The following is a 17,543-nucleotide window of genomic DNA, read 5'->3' on the forward strand; positions in this document are numbered from 1 at the left end:
TTTTTCATGTCTGGCCTGTTCCGCGCGCCCTTGAGGCGACTACTCTCTGCCTGGACCGACGTTCGCCTCGCCGAACCCGATTCTGCGGAGCTGCATCTCGACCCGAGCCTGCCGACAATTTATGTGCTGCCGCGCCCGGCCTTGAGTGATGCCTTACTGCTCGAGAACTATACCAGGCGGAGACCGATGCCGTCGTCTCTCGGGCGGCTCATCGTCGGCCAAACCAGCGTAGCACGTTGTGTCACGCTACCGGCTCGCCGCTCGCGCTGGTGGCCCGGACGCCCTCAACCGGTTGCCCCCTTCACCGAACTGATTGCCGCGGGCGAAAACGTCCAGATCGTACCGGTCAGTGTGTTCTGGGGACGTGCACCCGGCAAGGAGTTCGGTTTCTGGCACCTGCTTGCCGCAGACAACTGGCAACTGACCGGGCGAGTCCGGCGTGCGCTGTCAGTCATGGTCAATGGCCGTGATGTGGAGATCCAGTTCGGCGCACCTCTGCACCTATCCGACATCCACGATGGCCGTGACCCGGCACTGACCAACCGCAAGGTGGCGCGACTGTTGCGCGTGCACTTTCGCCGTGTCACTACCCGCGTGCTGGGCCCGGACCTCTCCCATCGACGTACGCTGATTGAGGGCGTGGTGCGCAGTAGCGAAGTTCGAGAGGTGATCGACGAACTCCAGACCACTCCAGGCGAACGCAGCAGAGGCAACCGGCAGCGCCTGCAACGTCGCGCAAGGCGCTACGGCAACGAAATCGCCTCCAACATGACCTATCCGGTACTGCGCTTTCTGGCCGGGGCACTGCGCCGGCTATGGAACCGCCTCTACGATGGTGTGGACGTCACCGGCCTCGAGCGCGTCAAGCAGCTGGCCGGCCACAGTACGCTGGTCTATGTGCCCTGCCATCGCAGCCACATCGACTACCTGCTGCTCTCCTATGTGCTGTACCGCGATGGCCTGATGCCGCCGCACATCGCAGCCGGTCGCAACCTGGACATGCCGATCGTCGGTCCATTGCTGCGTCGAGGCGGAGCCTTCTTCCTGCGTCGCAGCTTCCGCGACAACCGCCTTTACGGTGCGGTATTCAATGAGTACCTGCATCGTCTGCTGGCCGGTGGTTATTCGATGGAATACTTCATTGAAGGGGGGCGCTCGCGCAGTGGCCGCATGCTGCCTCCGCGGCCCGGTATGCTGTCGATGACCCTGCGCTCCTTCCTGCGCATCCAGCAGCAGCACGCCCGCCCGGTGGTCTTCGTGCCTGTCTATATCGGCTACGAGAAGATTCTCGAGAATGCCAGTTATCAGCGCGAGATGGGGGGAGGACGCAAGCGCAAGGAGACGCCGCTGGGGCTGCTCAAGGTGATCGGTCGCCTGCGTGACGAATTTGGTCGTGTCTCGGTGAACATCGGAGAACCACTGGACATCGCCGACTTCCTCGACAACCACAGCCCGGCGTGGCGTGAATCCAGCGACAGCCGGCCGGACTGGCTCAAGGGTGCCGTTGCCGAGCTGGGTACCAGCATCTGTCAGCGCATCAATGCCGTGGCAGCCCTCAATGCGGTCAATCTGGTGGGGTTGGCACTACTGGCGACTCCCCATCGCGCGTTGGAATACAGCATGCTCAAGGGCCAACTGGAGCTGCTCTGCTCACTGGTGTCGCACACCCCATCCGAGCCTGGCCCTTCCCTTCCGGAAGGCGATGCCGAGGGCTGGATCGCCCAGGTGTTGGCACTGGGAATGGTGGAACGCCGCGAACAAGCGCTGGGCGACATCATCACGGCGGATGAGTCCCAGGCCGCGCTGCTGGGCTGGTACCGCAACAACGTCCTGCACCTCCTTGCCCTGCCGGCTCTGGTCGCCTTCAGCTTCCGCAGTCAGGACGCCCACAGTGTCGATGAACTCACAGAACTGCTCAGCCCGTTATGGCCGATGCTGGCACGCGAGCTGGCCGTCCCTGTCGGGCCTGATCTGCACCGGCAATTGAGTCAGATAGTCGAACGCCTGGTCAGCCAGCAACTGCTCACGGAACATGCCGGGAAGTATCAACCCTGCGGCAATCTCGAAGCCCGTGAACGCCTGCGCCTGCTCGGCAGGATGATCCAGCCCTCGCTGGAGCGTAACACCCTGCTGGTCGATACCCTGCTGGCCTCGCCGTCCGGCACTCTGGGCCGAGATGAGCTGTGCCAGCGAGCACGCTCTCTGGCCGAACGTCTGGCGTTGTTGAGCGGTCGCGCCGCCCCGGAGTTCTTCGACCTACGCCTGTTCGAGAGCCTGGTCGACAGCCTGGTCGCCGATGGCTGGGTGTGTGAGGAGGAGCAATACCTGGTCTTCGACCACAACCTGCGCCACGCCGCACACAACGCCATGCAACTTCTCGACGCCTCTCTCCAGCGGCGGCTGGCGGCGGTGACGGGGCCTCAGGAGAAGGAGTAGGACGTAAGCCACGAGCGTCGAGCCGCGAGCTTCGAGCCACGAGCGGCTCAACGCCAAAACGGCAAGTCCGTGCCTTTCCCGGGGTTCGGGGTTCGGGGTTCGGGGTTCGGGGTTCGGGGTTCGGGGTTCGGGGTTCGGGGTTCGGGGTTCAAGCTCAAGCATAGCGTGCTCGAAGCTCGTCACTCGCGGCTGGAGCCACTTACAGCTTAAAACTTACAGCTTATAGCTCGAGCTGCTCGTAGCTCGTAGCTCGTAGCTCGTAGCTAGGACCCCGCCGTCAAACTCCGATGCACATAGATATCATAGCGACTGGTCTTCTCCTCGAGGCGATGGCGCGGCTCTGGACCAGCTATCGGTGGTGCCTTGCGCGGACGCTTGACCACCACTCGATGGGTCGCCACATCCAGCGCGGCTTCCAGCAGACGTGGCGCATCGTCGTCATCCCCCGCCAGTTCGCGGAACAGGCGCATCTCCTTCTTGACCAGTGCCGACTTCTCGCGATGAGGAAACATCGGATCCAGGTGAATCACCTGAGGGTCATGGCCGCTATCGACGACAATGGCCTCCAGTTCACGACTGCTGTCACCATGGCGCAATCGCATCCGCTCGATGATCACCGCAATCTCGTCATCGCCCTGAGCCCGTAGCAGACCATCCTCGAGCAGAGCCGCAATCGGCGCGACTCGCTCGATCAGCAACACCTCTGCCCCCAGACTTGCCAGCACGAAGGAATCACGACCAAGCCCCGCCGTAGCGTCGACAATCGATGGCGTGACGCCCTTCGCCAGACCGCAGGCACGTGCTACCAACTGCCCCCTACCACCACCGAAGCGCCGTCGGTGACCGACACGGCCACCGACGAAATCCACCAGCAAGGGTTTGCCGAAGGTCTCGACATCACCGCCCAGCACCAGGCACCCCTGGTCATCACGGTAGAGCCGTAGTTGGGCACCAGCAGGACCGGCAACCGCAAAGTCCTTATCCATTGCAAAACGCCGGGCCAGTGCCTCCAGTCCCTCATCCACCACGACACTCACTGGGGCGCTTTCCTGCTCGCTGCCCTGGGCGCACTCTTTTTCCAGGCCACCTGATCACGCAGATAGACCGGTTGCGCATCATGGGGACGCTGGTGCTCTCCCGCATCGAAGGCATCAGCAGCAAGAATCACCATATCGCTGGCCTGGGGTTCCACATCAACCACGGTAAGGCCGAGGGCGGCCTGGATCTCCGCTGGCATGGCATCCCAGAGCCCCCAGCCGGATCCCAGTCCGACCCAGTCATGATCCTCATGCTCGCGTGGCAACTGCAGACGCTCGGGAGGCAGGACCGCCTCATCCATCAAGGCAACCGGGCGCTCGTTCTCGATCCGCCAGGCCGCGGCATAGACCTCGCCCATGCGCGCATCCAGCGTGGTGAACACATAACGGAAGCGATGGCGAAGAAAGCCGCCAAGAGCCAATGCCTTGAGGGTGGAAACCCCCACCAACGGACGCTCGAGGCCATAGGCCAGCCCCTGGGCAACCCCCGCGGCAATCCGCAACCCGGTGAACGACCCCGGCCCATGCCCGTAGGCAACGGCATCCAATTGAGCGGGAGCCACTCCCGCTTCCGCCAGCACCTCATCGATCATCGGCATCAAACGACGGGTGTGCTCGCGAGGCGTCAGCGCGTAGCGCGACACCAGTTCCTCGCCCTCGGCCCCACGCCGCAGCAATGCGGCCGAACAGGCACTGGAGGAAGCATCCAGAGCAAGAACCAGAGACATGACCAACTCGACTGTAGAGAAAATGTGCGCGCATTATAAACGACATCGGCCCATCCGAGGATGAGCCGATGACCGATACGACAATACCGCTAGTCTGTATTGTCTGACGCCTGGCCTTCGAGCGCTTCGAGCACCTGGTTGGTAATCGACTCAACGCTACCGACGCCTTCCACACGGTGGTAACGCGGGGCCTGATCGTCACCTTGAGCCGCCCAATCCTTGTAATACCCCACCAACGGTTCGGTCTGCTCATGGTAGACCGACAGGCGGTGGCGCACTGTGCTTTCACAGTCGTCTTCGCGCTGGATCAGCGGCTCACCGGTCACATCGTCCTTGCCATCTTCCTGTGGCGGATTGTGCTCGATGTGGTAGACACGGCCAGAGGCCGGGTGGCAACGGCGCCCCGACATGCGGCTGACGATTTCCTCGTCATCGACAGCGATCTCCAGCACGTGATCGATCTTCACGCCGCCGTCCTTCATCGCATCGGCCTGCGGAATGGTGCGCGGGAAACCGTCGAACAGGAAGCCATTGGCGCAATCCGGTTGCGCGATGCGCTCCTTGACCAGCGCAATGATGATATCGTCGGACACCAGACCACCAGTGGTCATGATTTCCTTGACCTTGAGACCCAGCTCACTGCCTTCCTTGACTGCAGCACGCAGCATGTCGCCGGTGGAAATCTGAGGGATACCATAGCGCTCGCAGATGAAACGGGCCTGAGTACCCTTGCCGGCACCAGGCGCGCCCAAAAGGATCAAACGCATCAGAAGAACTCCTTGAAAATCGCGAAAAAGGTTTCGATGAAGAAAAGTGTTTGCCGAACGATACCCGCGCCACCGTGGCGACACAACCGAGTGAAATTGCCGCAGCCCGATTAAAGATCGAAATTTCACTTTAATATCAAAGAACTACGCCGCATATAGCACTTTGGTCACGCAGTAACATCAATGTCATCGTTCGCTTGTGCCGGCATAGCGCTATAGCTGTTCAAGCACCGTGTTTTCAAGAACCAGGTTTTCAAGCGCCGTGTTTTCAAATGCCTGGTTTTCAAATGCCGTGGCTGCAACGGAAAACGGCGCCCTGTGTTGGCGCCGTCATCCTTGCCCGGATGCTGGATTACAGCAGTAGGCGTCGTACATCTCCCAGCAACTGCCCCAGCAGCGTGGTGAAGCGGGCTGCATCGGCACCGTTCACTGCACGGTGGTCATAGGACAGACACAGCGGCATCATCAGACGCGGCTGGAAGGCAGCACCATCCCAGACCGGTTTCATCGATGCCTTGGACACGCCAAGGATACCGACTTCCGGCGGGTTGACGATCGGCGTGAAGGCCGTGCCACCAATCGAGCCCAGGCTGGAGATGGTGAAGCAGCCACCGGTCATCTCGTCGCGCTTGAGCTTCTTGGTCTGCGCCTTCTTCGCCAGCTCCACGGATTCCTTCGCTAGATCGATGAGCGACTTCTGATCAGCGTTGCGAATCACCGGCACCATCAAACCATCCGGCGTATCAACGGCAATACCGATGTGCACATACTTCTTGTGCACGATGGTCTCTCCATCGGCCTTCAAGCTGACGTTGAACTGCGGGTACTTCTGCAGCGCATAGGCACAGGCCTTGATCATGAACGGCAGCGGCGTGAGCTTGGCACCCTGGGCTTCGGCCTCGGCCTTCATTGACTTGCGGAAGGCCTCCAGCTCGGTGATATCCGCCTCGTCGAACTGCGTCACATGCGGGATATTGACCCAGCTGCGATGCAGGTTCTGAGCGCCCATCTTGAGCAGGCGCCCCATCGGCTTCTCTTCGATCTCGCCGAACTGACTGAAGTCCTGATCCGGGATCGGCGGAATGCCGGAACCACCTGCGGCAGGTGCAGCACTAGCCTTGGGCGCGCTGGCCTGACCGGACATCACCTGCTTGACGTAGTTGTGAACGTCATCCTTGAGCACGCGGCCCTTGGGCCCCGTCGGCGTGACCAGACTCAGGTCCACGCCCAGCTCACGTGCCAGCATGCGCACAGCGGGGCCTGCATGGACGTTCTTGCCAGGCGTGCCGGTGGCGGCAGCCTGGGGCTGCTGAGCAGAGGTTTGCTGCGCAGGTGCAGCGGCCTGAGGCGCAGCCACCTGCTGTGGCGCCGCTGCGGTGTCCTTCTTCGGCGTTTTCTTCTTCGGAGCAGCTCCAGCCACTTCGATATAGCCGATCAGATCACCCTCGGAGACGCTATCGCCCTCCTTGACCGCCAACTCAACGACCTTGCCCTTGAACGGACTCGGGATATCCATCGAGGCCTTGTCAGACTCGAGGGTAATCAGCGCATCCTCGACATCGACTTCATCGCCGACGGCAACCGCCATCTCGATGATCGGCACATCGCTAGAGCCGGACAGGTCCGGGACGCGGATTTCCTGACGTCCACCCTCAGCGGCGTCCTCTTCCTCATCGTCATCCTGCTCTTCAGCAGCAGGAGACGATTGAGCCTCAGCCGGCGGTTCCTCGGCTGCAGGCGCCGCATCTCCGCCCTCACCTGCGACTTCCATGGTACCGATGACATCGCCTTCGGAAACCGTGTCGCCTTCCTTGACTGACAGGCTGACCAGCTTGCCGGCGTAAGGGCTGGGAATATCCATGGAGGCCTTGTCGGACTCCAGAGTGATCAGGGTATCTTCCTCACCGACATCATCGCCTTCGCTGACAGCGACTTCGATGATCTCGACATCGCTGGAACCACCGAGGTCGGGCACCTTGATCTCGACCGTGCGGCTACCACCGGAGGCAGCAGGCTGGGCCGCGGGTGTTGGCTCGCTGGCAGCGGGTGCCTCAGACTCAGCAGCCTCTGGTTCAGCAGCCGCTTCCGGCTCGGCATCACCCGCGCCTTCCACTTCCAGTTCGACGATGTCGTCACCTTCGGAGACGGTATCGCCTTCCTTGACCAGCACCTTGACAACCTTGCCGCCCTTCGGCGCCGGAACGTCCATGCTGGCCTTGTCGGATTCGAGAGTGATCAAGGTGTCTTCCGGCTCGATGACATCACCGACCGACACCGCCACTTCAATAATCTCCACACCGGTATCGCCACCGATGTCGGGTACTTTGATGATTTCGCTACTCAAGGTCGCGCTCCTTCAAATGCTTGACGGGGGCGGGACTCGCGTCCCGCCGTGCCACCGAATCATTCGGCCGATGCCTTACACCTCAAGCGGGTTCGGCTTGTTGGGGTCGATGCCGTACTTCTTGAGCGCTTCGGCCACCACCTTGCGGTCGAGCTCGCCACGGTCCGCCAGCGCCTTGAGCGCGGCTACGGTGACGAAGTAGCGATCTACCTCGAAGAACGAGCGTAGCTTCTCACGAGTGTCAGAGCGACCATAGCCGTCGGTACCCAATACATGATAGTCGGTCGGCACCCAGGCACGGACCTGGTCAGCGTACAGTTTCATGTAGTCGGTAGAGGCAATCGCCGGCCCCTTGCGACCTTCCAGACACTTGGTAACGTGCGGCTTGCCCGGCTCGGCATCGGGGTTGATGAAGGCCTGACGGTCGAGCCCCAGAGCCTCACGACGCAGTTCGTTGAAGCTGGTCACGCTCCAGATGTCGGAGCCTACGCCCCACTCCTCGGCGAGCATCTCGGCTGCAGCCTCGACCTCGCGCAGGATAGTGCCGGAGCCCAGCAACTGGACGTGGCCTTTCTTGCCCGCAGTTTCGCGGAGCAGGTACATGCCCTTGACGATATCCTCGGCAGGGATGTTCTCCAGCTCAGGATGCTCGTAGTTCTCGTTCATCACCGTCAGGTAGTAGAAGCAGTTTTCCTTGTCGGCAAACATGCGCTTCAGGCCATCCTGAACGATGACGGCAACCTCATGGGCATAGGTCGGGTCATAGGTGCGGCAGTTGGGGATCATGGCCGCCTGCAACAGGCTGTGACCGTCCTGGTGCTGCAGACCCTCACCGTTGAGCGTAGTACGACCAGCGGTACCGCCCACCAGGAAGCCACGCGCCTGCAGGTCACCTGCCGCCCAGGCCAGGTCGCCAATACGCTGGAAGCCGAACATCGAGTAGTAGATGTAGAACGGCAGCAGCGTGCAGTTGTTGTTCGAGTACGAGGTCGCCGCGGCCATCCAGGCCGACATGGCTCCCGCCTCGGTAATGCCTTCCTCGAGGATCTGACCTTTCTGATCCTCGCGATAGAACATGATCTGGCCCTTGTCCATGGGCTCGTATTTCTGGCCTTCAGAGGTGTAGATACCCAACTGACGGAACATGCCTTCCATGCCGAAGGTACGCGCCTCATCAGGGATGATCGGAACCACCTGTTTGCCGATCTTCTTGTCCTTCACCAGGCCGTTGAGGATTCGCACGAAGGCCATGGTGGTGGATACTTCACGCCCCTTGGAACCTGCAGTCTGGGAAGCAAAGGTCTTGTCGTCGAGTGCCGGAATCTCCAGCGCCTCGAAGTCATTGCGACGCGACGGTAGGTAGCCGCCCAGGCGCTCGCGCTGGAGGTGCATGTACTTCATTTCCGGGGAATCGTCATCCGGCTTGTAGTACGGCACATCCTTGAGTTGCTCGTCGGAAATCGGGATGCCGAAGCGGTCACGGAAGCGCTTGAGCGCCTCGTATTCCATGGTCTTGACCTGGTGCGCCTCGTTGGCAGCCTCACCGTCACCACCACCCATGCCGTAGCCCTTGACGGTGTGCGCCAGGATCACGGTGGGACGGCCATTGGCGTTGCTGGTCGCCTGATGGTAGGCGGCATAGACCTTGAACGGATCGTGGCCACCACGATTCAGCTTCCAGATGTCCTCATCGGACATGTCCTTGACCAACTCGGCAGTCTCCGGGTACTTGCCGAAGAAGTGCTCACGGGTGTACGCGCCACCGTTGGCCTTGTAGTTCTGGTATTCGCCGTCGACAGCCTCGTCCATGCGCTTCTGCATGACACCCTTCTTGTCCTTCTCGAACAGCGGGTCCCACAGACGTCCCCAGACGACCTTGAGCACATTCCAGCCAGCGCCACGGAAAACACCTTCCAGCTCGTCCATGATGCGCGAGTTGCCGCGCACCGGACCATCGAGTCGCTGCAGGTTGCAGTTGACGACGAAAATCAGGTTGTCGAGCTTCTCGCGGCTGGCGAGATGGATCGCACCCAGAGATTCCGGCTCATCACACTCACCATCCCCCATGAAGCACCAGATCTTGCGATCCTGCATGTCATGCAGTTCGCGCGAATGCAGATACTTCATGACGTGGGCCTGATAGATTGCCTGAATCGGGCCCAGACCCATGGAGACGGTCGGGAACTGCCAGAAGTCCGGCATCAACCAGGGGTGCGGATAGGAGGATAGACCGTCGCCATCAACTTCCTGACGGTACTTGTCCATCTGCTCTTCGGTCAGACGTCCTTCAAGATAAGCTCGGGAATAGATACCCGGTGCCACATGACCCTGGATGTAGACCAGATCCCCTTCGAAGTCGCCATTGGGCGCGCGGAAGAAGTGGTTGAAGCCTACGTCGTAGAGGGTCGCCGAGGACATGAAGCTGGCAATGTGGCCGCCTAGTCCGGGGTTGGCGCGATTGTTGCGGATGACCTGGGCGATGGCGTTGTAGCGGATCAGGGAGCGAATACGGCGCTCCATGAACAGGTCGCCCGGCATCGGGGCCTCGTTATGCACCGGAATGGTGTTACGGTGCGGGGTCGTGACCGAGAAGGGCACCTGCATACCATCCTGGCGGTAGCGATCAGCCAACCGCGTCATCAGGTACCGGGCACGATCCTCGCCCTCACGATCCAGTACAGATTCCAGGGAGTCCAGCCATTCCTGGGTTTCTACCGGATCGAGATCTTCTCTTGTACCAAGACTCATAGAACGTCTCTCCGAATGACGATGAGGGGTCACAGCCCCGCAAACGAGGCCAGTGGGCGCGCGGGGAAAGGATCACTTTCCTCGGACCGCGGCGCAACGTCAGGCATGTAGTAATTTTACGAAATTTTCGTATCGATAGGGCTAGAACTGGCAGAAAGATACCGTAGAAGTCCCCGTGCTGCCAATTCAACCAGACATGGAAATATTTTTCAAGATACCCATATTGCACTGCAACACAATCACTTAGCGTCATCGTCACTCAGGATTACTGACGAAAGTCAGCAACTTGTAAACAAACCAACGTTTGACCACCGATCTACGACAAAACTATGCTATTTCGATGCTCAGCGCGCTGATACTTACCCATCGGTGCATCGAGACAGACAGTGTCGCAGATAGGCCCAGTCGAAAGCAGGACCTGGATCAGTCTTGCGCAAGGGCGCCACTCGCTCGTGGCTGGTGATGCGCGCAGGAGTAATCGCCGGGTAGGCGTCAAACAACGCATGCAGAACGGCTGCCAGGCTGCGGTACTGTGCTTCCCGGTAGGGCGTCAACTCATCCCCCTCCAGTTCGATACCTACCGCAAAATCATTCAGTTCACGGCGCAGAGTATGGCCGTCATGCCATTGTGAACGCCCGGCATGCCAGGTACGTGTCGCGAAGGGAGCAAACTGGACACACTCGCCGTCGCGACGAATCAATACGTGGGCCGACACCTCGAGCTCGGCGATGGTAGCGAAGTACGGGTGGGCATTGGGGTCAAGCTGGTTGGTGAACAGCCGTTCGATATGATCTCCGCCGAACTGTCCCGGCGGCAGGCTTATGGAGTGCAACACCACGGCAGAAATCTCGCCCTCCGGCCGCTCGTTGACATTGGGAGAGATAACCCGGCGCACATTGTCGAGCCAGCCCTGGTTACACTTCATCGGTAACACCCCTCATCCACATCACGTCCAACTCCCGGCCCGGCATTACTACCCCCTTTCTGCTGATACACCTGTTGATATCAATCAGTTGATACTGGTGACACAAGCCACTTGATCCTGACCCCTGACGTCAGTACAAACGACAGCCTATAATGGTGCCTCAACGCCGCATAGGACAGCTTACCGCATGGACTTTCATGACGCCCTCGCCGAAGACATTCGCAACTGTGCCGCTCGCCTGCTGGCCGAGGACGTTGGCCCAGTGGATATCACGGCCCAACTGATCCCCGAGAACCAGGTGGGACGCGCGCAGGTCATCAGCCGCGAACTCGCCATCCTGTGTGGCGTTGCCTGGGTTGATGAGCTGTTTCGTCGTCTCGACCCGCGTGTGGCTCTGACCTGGCATGCCGCAGATGGTGACCGCATTGCCCCCGATCAGCCCTTTCTCGAGCTGGAAGGTCCCGCACGCAGTCTGCTGACAGGTGAACGCGCGGCCCTCAACCTGCTGCAGACGCTCTCTGCCACAGCAACCAGAACTCGTCATTTCGTCGACCAACTGGACGGTACCGATGTAAAACTGCTCGATACCCGCAAGACCATACCGGGCATGCGGGTAGCACAGAAATACGCCGTCGCCTGTGGCGGAGGCACCAATCATCGCATCGGTCTGTACGACGCCTTCCTGATCAAGGAAAACCATATCGCCGCCTGTGGTTCCATCGAGGCAGCGGTCAAGGAAGCCCGCAACATCGCTCGCGACCTGACGGTGGAAGTGGAAGTGGAGAATTTCGACGAGCTCGACCAGGCTCTGGCCGCCGAGGCCGATATGATCATGCTCGACAACTTCTCGCTGGAGGACATGCGCGCGGCAGTCGAACATGTTGCTGGCCGCGTCAAGCTGGAAGCCTCCGGCAACGTCGACGAGACCCGGCTCAAGGCCATTGCCGAAACGGGTGTCGACTTCATTTCCAGTGGCGCCCTGACCAAGGACATCAAGGCCATCGACCTGTCCATGCGAGTGATCGAAGTGCAGGAAGACAAATAGGTGATCCCGACAGCGAGCAGCCTGGCGCAAGACGGTAGCCCCGAGGCCAGGGTTCGGGGTTCAAGCTCGAGCGTAGCGTACTCGTAGCTCGTAGCCCGCGACCCACATGGATGTGGGAAGTGCACGTGTTCGTCGGGAACGAACACGTGCCAACTCGTAGCGCCCTATAAACACTTACTCATGCTGTATCGCGACAGCCATTCACCTGCACGCTCAACCCGCTCCTCGCCGTGGCTTTCCCAGCCACGGCGCATCAGGCTCTCCACCAGACACAAGCTGGCTTCAATGATCACGCGACGGGCTCCGGCTTCCTGCAGAACACCTTCCGCCTGTTCCAGCAACTGCATGCCGATCCCCTTGCCGACCAGCGACGGCCAGACATACAGGGTGGCAATGTGAGCGCGCGTGATATCCAGTTCGAGGAAGCCCACACAGTGGCCATCACATTCGGCCACAAGAGTGGTATAAAGCGCCTGACGCACCAACCAGGCACTGGCTTCACGAGGCAGACACTCAGCCCAGGCCTGACGCTGGCCCAGCGAGTAGTGCTGGCTGGCGCCCTGCATCACCGCATGATGGAAGACCTCGGCCTGGTCTGCTGCATCCCGGGCTCTGGCCTCGCGGTACACCAGGCGTGACGACGGTGAGCTCAGCGGTGACAATAACGGACCCTGTGTCAGATGCGGCATGACGTTCTCTCGCAAGGGTTCAAGGGAATCAACAGATGGGCGACGGCGCCCAAGCCTACCCGGCTGTTGCTGACTCGCCAACCGTTCTGTCATGGAGGCATCCTTGTGCCGTCGGCCATGCCACCTCAACCAGACTGGCCAGTTCAACCTGAAGATCGCCATCATCATCGCGCCTGCCATCGTCGGCCGAGCCAGTTAACCAGCAATCGCGAGATAGCCCCATGTCAGTCGACCAGCAGGATACGAGTTTCTCGATCACTCCCATCGGTGTCATCGCCAGCGATTTTCCCGACAAGTTCGGCGTCCCCCGGCAACCCGGCCTTGTGCCAGAGGCGACCGCTCAACTGCATTTGCTGGAACCGTACAATGACCCACTCGCCGTACGCGGGTTGGAAGGCTTCAGCCACCTGTGGCTGACCTTCATATTCCACCTTAGTCCGCCAGACTGGAAAGCACTGGTGCGCCCGCCGAGATTGGGCGGCAATGCTCGAATGGGCGTATTCGCCAGCCGCAGTACGCACCGCCCCAATCGCCTCGGACTATCCCTGGTGGAGTTGGTCGACGTCTCGACTGACAAGGGCGTCACCTTGACACTACGCGGCGCCGATCTGGTGCATGGCACCCCAGTGGTGGATATCAAGCCCTATCTGCCCTGGGCCGAGGCACGTCCCGAGGCACACACCGGATTTGCCCCCGCAGCACCGGAGCGTATCGAAGTGGCGTTCTCCAGTCAGGCACTGGATTATCTGGCATTGCGTGATGATGGCAACAGCCTGCGTCGCCTGATCGAGGAAGTACTGGCCCAGGATCCACGGCCTGCCTATCGTGGCCAGTCAGACCAACGGCTGTACGGTGTCTACCTGCGCGATGTCAATGTGCGCTTCCGCACTATCGATACCGAAACAGGCCTCGTGCTGCACGTGGACGCCCTCGAGCCACGTGCAGCACTTGCCTCTGATTCCGGTCTACCTTCCCCGTGAGAAGAGGCGAAGACCCCCTGATCACCTGATGAAGGCACCAGGTGATCTGTACACCAAGTCTCAACTGAAATCGTCTCAGCTGAAATCGACACCGATGCGACGACCGACTTCTTCGTAGGCCTCGATCACTCCACCGAGCCCCTGACGGAAACGGTCCTTGTCGAGCTTCTCGCGAGTCTCGGCATCCCACAGACGGCAGCCATCCGGCGAGAACTCGTCACCCAATACGATCTGGCCGTTGAACACACCAAACTCCAGCTTGTAGTCCACCAACAGCAGACCACCATCGGCAAACAGCTGCTTGAGTACATCGTTGACGCGGAAGGTCAGTGCCTTCATCTCGGCCAGTTGCTCGGCAGTGGCCCAGCCGAAGGTGATCGCCAACGATTCGTTGACCATCGGGTCATGGAGCTTGTCGTTCTTGAGGAACAGCTCGAAGGTCGGCGGGGTAAGCTCCTGCCCTTCCTCGACACCAAGGCGCTTGACCAGGCTTCCGGCGGCAACGTTGCGCACCACGCACTCGACCGGAATCATGTCGAGCTTCTTGACCAGGCACTCGGTATCGGACAGCAGACGTTCGAGATGAACGGGAATGCCAGCCGCTTGCAGCTTGCCCATGATGAAGGCGTTGAAGCGGTTATTGACCATTCCCTTGCGCTCCAGCGACTCCATACGCTCGCCATCGAAGGCGCTGGTATCGTCGCGGAAATGCAGGACCAGAAGGTCGGGATCGTCGGTGGCAAAGACAGACTTGGCCTTGCCGGCGTAGAGTTCTTGACGCTTTTCCATGGGAGCCTCCACAGGCGAAACGGAACATCAATGGGTCAATGAATCACCTGCCAATCCAGGCCATCATCCTGGGCGGCCACGGTCAGGCGAGAATCGTCGCCATCGAGCAGAGGCGTCAATGCCTCCAGTGCCAGCTCGGGGCGATTATTTTGTTCGGAAAGGTGCGAGCAGACGATGTGCTGAAGCCGGTCGAGGCCAAGTTGCCTCAACAGTTCAGCGGCCTGCACATTGGCCAGGTGCCCCCAATTCCCCCCGACACGCCGCTTGAGGCTAGGAGGATAAGGGCCCTCGGCAAGCATTCTGCGATCATGATTGCACTCCAGCAACAACGCATCACAGCCGTTGAAGGCCTGACGAACATGGTCACTGGCATAGCCAAGGTCGGTCAGCAGCCCCAACCGACGCTGATGGGCACTAACACGAAACTGCACCGGTTCACGGGCATCGTGGGGTACGGTGATCGGCTCGATCTCGATACCCTTGATGGCGAAGGTCGACTGCGGCGTTATCCAGTGACGTCGCGCCAGGCGTCCCAGTTTACCCGATAGCCAGGTACCCGGCGTCAGGTAGACGGGAAGATCGTAGCGCCGGGCCAGAGCACCGGCGCCGCGTACATGATCACCGTGCTCATGGGTCACAAGGATCGCATCGAGCTGACGCGCGTGCAGGCCCAACCGGGCCAGCCGCTGCTCGGCTTCCTTGAGGGTGAAACCACAGTCCACCAGCAGGCGCGTTTCCCCATCACAGATCAGAGTCGCGTTGCCCTTACTGCCACTTCCCAATGAGGCGAAGCGCAACAGCCTCGCCCCATTGGTATCTACCGACTCGGACATTACAGCAGCAGGCCCGCCACACGTTCGAGGAGTTCGCGCTGGTCGTCCGGCGACAGCGGCTCATCGTCGAGGCTGCGAACGGCGGCAGCACTGCCTGTCCCCTGAGGTGTCAGGGTCAGTTCGATACGGCGCAGGGACTCGCCCAGCTCGAAGGAGGTGATCGAGTCGATCAGGCCACGGGTACGATCACTTTCGGTGATGTAGTCCACCACAAAGCTCTTGCTCGCAGAATCAGCAGACACCAGCTCACGACGGCCTTCCATCTGGAAGTTGTTGGTCAGCTGGTAGTTGATCTCGGCCCAGGCACGCTCGGAGTCGATGGGCATCACCATCGCCCAGTTGTCCCCTTGACGCTGATAATCGACCGTCACTGCACCCGGCGCCTGTTGCTCCGCCCCGGAGGCAATACTGGCCGATGCGCTGCGGGCCTCGAAGTGGCGCTGCAGGGAGTTGAGACACAGGGTGTTGACCTGGCCGTTGGTCTCACAACGAATCTCGCTGGTACCGGCACGCAGCCCCTGGCTCAGCTTGAGATCGGCATCTGGCGTCCTGATCTGCCCCGACGAGGCCTGGACCTGGTCAGCACTGTAGCCGCGCTGCTGAACGAAACGTCCCAGTTCCGGCCAGACGACGCTGGGCACGGCACCGACCACCAACCAGGAGTCGTCGTCGGTTTCACGTACCGCAACACCGCCTGCCTGCACCGCTGTCGTGGCCGAGAGGCTCTGCGGCACGGGAGCCTCGAAGCCTTCTTCACGCGCATAGAACTCACCCGCGACCTGGGGCACCGGCATGACATCGCGATAACGGCTCGGATCCCGGCTGTCAGGAAGTGTCAGCGGCGCACTCAAGCGCGAGTCGACATAGTCTTCGCTGCGATCATCGAAATGCCCTTCTCTGGCACATCCCGCCAGGGCCACAGCTGCCATCACCGCCAACGGCAATCCTTTCAGCGCAGAATTCATGCATCCACCTTGGTTGATTGATTTAGTCCACTTCACAAGAGCCGGACATCTATTCCTCGATCAGGCCCGCCAACTGAAGCGCCTCGCTGATGGTGGAATGATACTTCTCGGACAGCCACGTCAACGGCAGACGAATACCGGTATCGATGACCCCCATGCGGTACAGCGCCCACTTCACCGGGATCGGGTTTGCCTCGATGCCGAGATTGGTATGCAACGGCAGCAGGCGCGTATTGATTTGATGCGCCTTTTCGTGATCACCGGCCATAGCGGCGGCACACAGTTCGTGCATGGCCTTGGGTGCCACATTGGCCGTCACCGAGATATCGCCATGGCCACCCATGAGCATGAAATCACAGGCCGTCGCGTCGTCGCCGGAATAGAGCATGAAATCGCTGCCCTTGAGGCGCGAGATCAGATCCTCGGCGCGTTCCAGGTTACCGGTGGCATCCTTGAGTCCGATGATATTGTCGACTTCGGCAAGACGCAGCACCGTCTCGTTGTAGATGTCCGAGCAGGTACGGCCCGGGACATTGTACAGGATCACCGGCAGGTCGCTCGCCTCGGCGATCGCCTTGAAATGCTGGAACAGGCCTTCCTGGGTCGGCTTGTTGTAGTACGGCGCGACGGTCAGGCAGTAATCGGCCCCGACCTCCCGGGCATAACGGGTCAGCTCGATGGCTTCGGTGGTGTTGTTGGAGCCGGTGCCGGCGATCACCGGAATACGGCCATTGACCTCTTCCACCACGCTGCGAATCACATCGAAGTGCTCTGCAAAGGACATGGTGGTCGGCTCGCCGGTAGTGCCGGCAGCGACGATGGCATCGGTGCCGTTATCGAGATGGAAGTTCACCAGTTTTCGCAGCACTTCCCAATCGATATCGCCATTGGCCTTCATCGGTGTCGCCAGCGCGACGATACTTCCCGTGATCATCCTCGTTATTCCTCTCGATTGTCCTTGCAGATGCAGCGGTGAGCATATTCCCACACGCCATGCTCCAGGCTTGGGGCTCCAGCCTCATGCATGCATTGCCAAGGCCAGGCATCAAATGGTACTCAGGCTGCCAGGGGCTGTACAGCCGCGAAGCGGTATACACTCAACAAATCCGCCTGCATTGGCGCTCAACCCCTGCTGGTGTTCAATCCATGGATCACCCATTGGCTTGCATGTCATCATGCGCCGCACTCAGTTTTGCGGCCAGGCCTTCATGTTCCCTTGTCGCACCTTTTCCCTCCAGTCCCTACAAGGAGTTGTT

General features: G+C 60.4%; 14 protein-coding genes. 3 read left to right on the forward strand and 11 right to left on the reverse strand.

Annotated features, from left to right (window positions below):
• The first annotated feature begins 6 nt into the window (after positions 1-6).
• Positions 7-2,436, forward strand: a complete 2,430-nt coding sequence (plsB, locus tag BUE38_RS12325) for a glycerol-3-phosphate 1-O-acyltransferase PlsB (protein ID WP_073435527.1) — start codon at positions 7-9, stop codon at positions 2,434-2,436.
• A gap of 263 nt (positions 2,437-2,699) precedes the next feature.
• Here plsB and BUE38_RS12330 read toward each other — a convergent pair whose 3' ends face one another.
• The 6 genes from BUE38_RS12330 to ampD all read right to left on the reverse strand — a co-directional run bounded on the left by BUE38_RS12330 (position 2,700) and on the right by ampD (position 10,986).
• On the reverse strand, positions 2,700-3,422 hold the full coding sequence (locus BUE38_RS12330; RefSeq protein WP_073435668.1) for a class I SAM-dependent methyltransferase: 723 nt from the start codon (positions 3,420-3,422) through the stop codon (positions 2,700-2,702).
• 47 nt (positions 3,423-3,469) lie between these two features.
• A complete protein-coding gene (gene tsaB, locus BUE38_RS12335) occupies positions 3,470-4,201 on the reverse strand; it encodes a tRNA (adenosine(37)-N6)-threonylcarbamoyltransferase complex dimerization subunit type 1 TsaB (RefSeq protein WP_073435528.1) in 732 nt (243 codons plus the stop codon).
• An 89-nt stretch (positions 4,202-4,290) separates the two neighbouring features.
• On the reverse strand, positions 4,291-4,968 hold the full coding sequence (gene adk / locus BUE38_RS12340) for an adenylate kinase (protein WP_073435529.1): 678 nt from the start codon (positions 4,966-4,968) through the stop codon (positions 4,291-4,293).
• Positions 4,969-5,320: 352 nt separating this feature from the next.
• Positions 5,321-7,312 (reverse strand): pyruvate dehydrogenase complex dihydrolipoyllysine-residue acetyltransferase, encoded by a 1,992-nt coding sequence (aceF, locus tag BUE38_RS12345; protein ID WP_073435530.1) that lies wholly within the window; start codon positions 7,310-7,312, stop codon positions 5,321-5,323.
• Positions 7,313-7,387: 75 nt separating this feature from the next.
• A complete protein-coding gene (gene aceE, locus BUE38_RS12350) occupies positions 7,388-10,060 on the reverse strand; it encodes a pyruvate dehydrogenase (acetyl-transferring), homodimeric type (protein WP_073435531.1) in 2,673 nt (890 codons plus the stop codon).
• A 359-nt stretch (positions 10,061-10,419) separates the two neighbouring features.
• Positions 10,420-10,986, reverse strand: coding sequence for a 1,6-anhydro-N-acetylmuramyl-L-alanine amidase AmpD (gene ampD, locus BUE38_RS12355; RefSeq protein WP_073435532.1), 567 nt, complete (start codon positions 10,984-10,986; stop codon positions 10,420-10,422).
• 187 nt (positions 10,987-11,173) lie between these two features.
• Here ampD and nadC point away from each other — a divergent pair, with 187 nt between their 5' ends.
• Complete coding sequence (gene nadC / locus BUE38_RS12360; protein ID WP_073435533.1) at positions 11,174-12,031, forward strand: carboxylating nicotinate-nucleotide diphosphorylase; 858 nt, start codon at positions 11,174-11,176, stop codon at positions 12,029-12,031.
• Positions 12,032-12,195: 164 nt separating this feature from the next.
• On the opposite strand, the gene BUE38_RS12365 is transcribed toward nadC, so the two are convergent.
• Positions 12,196-12,720 carry a GNAT family N-acetyltransferase gene (locus BUE38_RS12365; protein ID WP_073435534.1) on the reverse strand — a complete coding sequence of 175 codons (525 nt, stop codon included), beginning with the start codon at positions 12,718-12,720 and terminating at the stop codon, positions 12,196-12,198.
• A gap of 221 nt (positions 12,721-12,941) precedes the next feature.
• Here BUE38_RS12365 and tsaA point away from each other — a divergent pair, with 221 nt between their 5' ends.
• A complete protein-coding gene (gene tsaA, locus BUE38_RS12370; protein WP_073435535.1) occupies positions 12,942-13,700 on the forward strand; it encodes a tRNA (N6-threonylcarbamoyladenosine(37)-N6)-methyltransferase TrmO in 759 nt (252 codons plus the stop codon).
• A gap of 75 nt (positions 13,701-13,775) precedes the next feature.
• Here tsaA and purC read toward each other — a convergent pair whose 3' ends face one another.
• Genes purC through dapA form a run of 4 tightly spaced genes read right to left on the reverse strand, consistent with a single transcriptional unit; the run spans position 13,776 to position 17,221 of the window.
• Positions 13,776-14,489, reverse strand: coding sequence for a phosphoribosylaminoimidazolesuccinocarboxamide synthase (purC, locus tag BUE38_RS12375; RefSeq protein WP_073435536.1), 714 nt, complete (start codon positions 14,487-14,489; stop codon positions 13,776-13,778).
• 35 nt (positions 14,490-14,524) lie between these two features.
• Entirely contained in the window at positions 14,525-15,322 is a 798-nt protein-coding gene (locus BUE38_RS12380) for an MBL fold metallo-hydrolase (RefSeq protein WP_174788047.1), read from the reverse strand.
• Positions 15,322-16,287, reverse strand: coding sequence for a hypothetical protein (locus BUE38_RS12385; RefSeq protein ID WP_073435537.1), 966 nt, complete (start codon positions 16,285-16,287; stop codon positions 15,322-15,324). The genes BUE38_RS12380 and BUE38_RS12385 overlap by 1 nt, the downstream gene beginning before the upstream one ends.
• A gap of 49 nt (positions 16,288-16,336) precedes the next feature.
• Positions 16,337-17,221, reverse strand: coding sequence for a 4-hydroxy-tetrahydrodipicolinate synthase (gene dapA / locus BUE38_RS12390; protein WP_073435538.1), 885 nt, complete (start codon positions 17,219-17,221; stop codon positions 16,337-16,339).
• Positions 17,222-17,543: the final 322 nt, after the last annotated feature.

The organism is Halomonas cupida (genome assembly GCF_900142755.1).
In the GTDB taxonomy this organism is placed as follows: Bacteria; Pseudomonadota; Gammaproteobacteria; order Pseudomonadales; family Halomonadaceae; genus Halomonas; species Halomonas cupida.